This window comes from Vibrio sp. 10N.222.48.A3 (genome assembly GCF_041475345.1).
Classification (GTDB): Bacteria; Pseudomonadota; Gammaproteobacteria; order Enterobacterales; family Vibrionaceae; genus Vibrio; species Vibrio tasmaniensis_A.
Window position 1 is genome coordinate 1 of record NZ_JBFRVX010000720.1, and the last position, 3,321, is coordinate 3,321.

General features: G+C 44.2%; 4 protein-coding genes. All 4 read right to left on the reverse strand.

The genetic code is table 11. From position 1 onward, the window contains the following. Positions 1-293: cyd operon protein YbgE (gene ybgE, locus AB4653_RS18880; protein ID WP_372104990.1), on the reverse strand; the 293-nt coding region annotated here is incomplete at its 3' end. After that, positions 286-393: a cytochrome bd-I oxidase subunit CydX gene (cydX, locus tag AB4653_RS18885; RefSeq protein ID WP_372104992.1), complete on the reverse strand. Its 108-nt coding sequence runs from the start codon at positions 391-393 to the stop codon at positions 286-288. The genes cydX and ybgE, both read right to left, overlap by 8 nt. Before the next feature lie 31 nt (positions 394-424). Further along, complete coding sequence (gene cydB / locus AB4653_RS18890) at positions 425-1,561, reverse strand: cytochrome d ubiquinol oxidase subunit II (protein WP_009846374.1); 1,137 nt, start codon at positions 1,559-1,561, stop codon at positions 425-427. Positions 1,562-1,574: 13 nt separating this feature from the next. Further along, entirely contained in the window at positions 1,575-3,161 is a 1,587-nt protein-coding gene (gene cydA, locus AB4653_RS18895) for a cytochrome ubiquinol oxidase subunit I (RefSeq protein WP_372104994.1), read from the reverse strand. Between the last annotated feature and the right edge of the window lie 160 nt (positions 3,162-3,321).

The following is a 3,321-nucleotide window of genomic DNA, read 5'->3' on the forward strand; positions in this document are numbered from 1 at the left end:
CGCAGCACCGTTAGGTAGAGCAAAATTGTGAGTGAAACGTATGGGCTGAACAGTAGTTGCCACATCCAAGCTCTCGGCTTAAATCCGATACCGTAAACCATGCTTGAACATGCTGCCCAAATGAACATTGGCCCGATGATCGCGTTAAAGCCACCGATGCTTGTCGCATACGCTTCAGGTTCCCACATCACTAAACCTACATGCATGAACCCCAATACTAGAGATAAAGCTCTTAACAGAGTCTTATCCATTGGTTGATGCAGTTTAGCGATTTGCTCTGCGAGATTACCCACTGTCTTTATCCATCATTTCTGAATGCTCTAACCATAGAGCATTGATGATGCCGAATGCACATGCTAGAAGTACACCCAAAATCCATGCGAAATACCACATAAAATTTCTCCTAAGTTATTTAACTTCTAGCTTAGTAAGCTGAAACGTCGTTATCTTCGATGTGTTTCTTATCTAGACGACCGAACATTTTGTAGTATGTCCACGTTGTGTAGCCAAGAATCACAGGAACCATTACCGCCGCAACTCCAGTCATAAGACCAAGCGTTAGCTCACTTGCTGTTGAATCCCACATAGTCAAACTATGGTTAGGGTTCAGGCTTGATGGCATTACGAATGGGAACATTGCAAAACCAGCCGTTAGAATAACACCAGCGTTAGATAGGCTTGAGAACAAGAATGCGAAACCACCACGCTCAAAGCGAGATGCAATCACAGCAAGTAGTGGCATTACTACACCAAGAATCGGCGCAGCCCACATTGCTGGATACGTTTCGAAGTTTGTCATCCAAGCACCAACTTGAAGTGATACTTCTTTATTTAGTGGGTTTGAATCAGCAAACGTGTCTATCGTGCTTGTAATTACATAGCCTTCGATAGATTGAACCCAGAAACCACCGATAACGAACAGAGCAATAGCAATTAGGCCAGTGATCTGAGCAACGTTACGTGCGCGGCTGTGCAGTTCTTCTGTTGTCTTCATTTGAAGCCATGTTGCACCTTGCATCACGAACAACATCAGAGCCAACACGCCACATAGCAATGCAAACGGGTTTAGCAGAGCGAAGAACGTACCATGATACTTAGACATCATCAGGTAGTTCAGTTCGAATGGAACACCTTGCAGTAAGTTACCAAATGCTACACCAAAGATGATTGGCGGAACTGTGCCACTAAAGCAAAGTGCGTAGTCCCATGCCTTACGCCATTTTGGCTCTTCAATCTTTGAACGGTAATCAAGAGCAAGTGGACGTAGCCAAAGTGCTGCTAGCGTCACGTACATTGCAAAGTAGAAACCAGAAAACGACGTTGCGTAAACCAATGGCCATGCAGCGAACAATGCACCACCCGCCGTAATTAGCCATACTTGGTTGCCATCCCAGTGAGGGGCAATAGTATTCAGCATAATACGACGTTCAGTGTCGCTCTTACCGATAACCGGTGAAAGAGCAGCAACCCCCATGTCAAAGCCGTCAGTTACGGCGAAACCAACCAGTAGAACACCGATCAATACCCACCAAATAAGTCGTAAGCTTTCGTAATCAAACATAATATTCCCTCACTTATACTTCGACTGAACGGCTAACTTTGTCTTCAACAGAGTTATCGTTTTGTTCAAAGTGGTAACGGCCTGTCTTTAAGCTACTTGGACCTTTACGTGCGAATTTCAGCATTAGGTAAACTTCAGCAATCAAGAACACTGTGTACAGTGCAAGAATTGCAAATAGAGAAGTCCAAAGCTGTTCAATAGTCAGTGCTGATGCAGCAACGTTAACCGGCAAGATTTCACCCACCGCCCATGGTTGACGACCAAATTCAGCAACAAACCAACCAGCTTCGATTGCCACCCAAGGTAATGGAATTGACCAAAGTGCCGCCTTCAATAACCAAGGCTTTTGAGTAATGTTTTTACGGTAGGTTTGTAAGAAAGCCGCGCCAAAAACAAACAACATAACGAAGCCACAACCCACCATGATTCTGAATGACCAGAACAGAGGCCACACAGTTGGAATTGAATCATCGGCTGCTTGTTGGATTTGTTGTTCAGTAGCATCAGTCACGGTATCTGTGTATCGCTTGAGCAATAAGCCGTAGCCAAGGTCGTGCTTGGTTTGATCGAAAGCTTGCTCTGTCTCATGTGAGGTATCGCCAGATCGCAAACGCTCTAGCAATTCATAAGCAATAATACCGTTTCGAATACGCACTAAATGTTGATCACGCAAGTCATGAAGCCCTGTCACTTGCTCGTCCAAAGATCGCGTTGCAATAATCCCCATCACATAGGGAATTTTCACAGCAAAGTCGGTTTTGCCTTCTTCTTGATTTGGTAATCCAAACAAGGTAAACGCCGCAGGTGCCGGTTCGGTGTGCCATTCAGCTTCAATCGCTGCGAGTTTTACTTTTTGAACGTCACCAAGCTCGTAACCAGATTCATCACCTAGCACGATTACTGACAAGATTGCCGCCATACCGAAAGATGCTGCAATCGCAAAAGAGCGACGAGCAAAGGCAAGGTCACGACCTTTAAGAATGTAGTATGAGCTGATACCAAGGATGAACATTGCACCCGTTGTGTAACCAGACGCTACTGTGTGTACGAATTTAACCTGTGCTACTGGGTTTAGTACAACTTCAGCGAAGCTCACCATTTCCATACGCATAGTTTCAAAGTTAAATTCTGCACCCACTGGGTTTTGCATCCAGCCGTTAGCTACCAAGATCCAAAGCGCAGAGAAGTTAGAACCAAGTGCTACTAACCACGTTACCGCTAAGTGTTGACGCTTTGACAATCTGTCCCAACCGAAGAAGAAAAGACCAACAAAAGTAGACTCTAGGAAGAATGCAACAAGCGCTTCGATAGCCAGCGGAGCACCAAAGATGTCACCAACATAGTGAGAATAGTATGACCAGTTAGTACCGAACTGGAACTCCATGGTTAAGCCTGTCGCTACACCAAGAGCAAAGTTAATACCAAACAATTTACCCCAGAACTTAGTCATGTCCTTGTAAATTTGCTTGCCAGTCATTACATAAACTGACTCCATAATGGCAAGTAGAAATGCCATACCTAAAGTCAGTGGAACAAATAGGAAGTGATACATCGCTGTAAATGCAAATTGCAATCGCGACAGATCAACAACATCAATCATGGTAACTCCTTTGTGTCGGCTGAATGACACTTGTGTGATTATTCACCGCAAAAATCCGTGTTAAAACAATTCGTGAGATTGTTATTACAAATTGAAATTTGTAGTAAAAACGTACCGTTATAGTTAGATTATTGTTAAGCGTGAGCTAATATAGCTGACG

Excerpts from the sequence above, each read along its gene's own strand:
- cydX (WP_372104992.1), bottom strand. The coding sequence starts at position 393 with ATGTGGTATTTCGCATGGATTTTGGGTGTACTTCTAGCATGTGCATTC.
- cydB (WP_009846374.1), bottom strand. The coding sequence starts at position 1,561 with ATGTTTGATTACGAAAGCTTACGACTTATTTGGTGGGTATTGATCGGT.
- cydA (WP_372104994.1), bottom strand. The coding sequence starts at position 3,161 with ATGATTGATGTTGTTGATCTGTCGCGATTGCAATTTGCATTTACAGCG.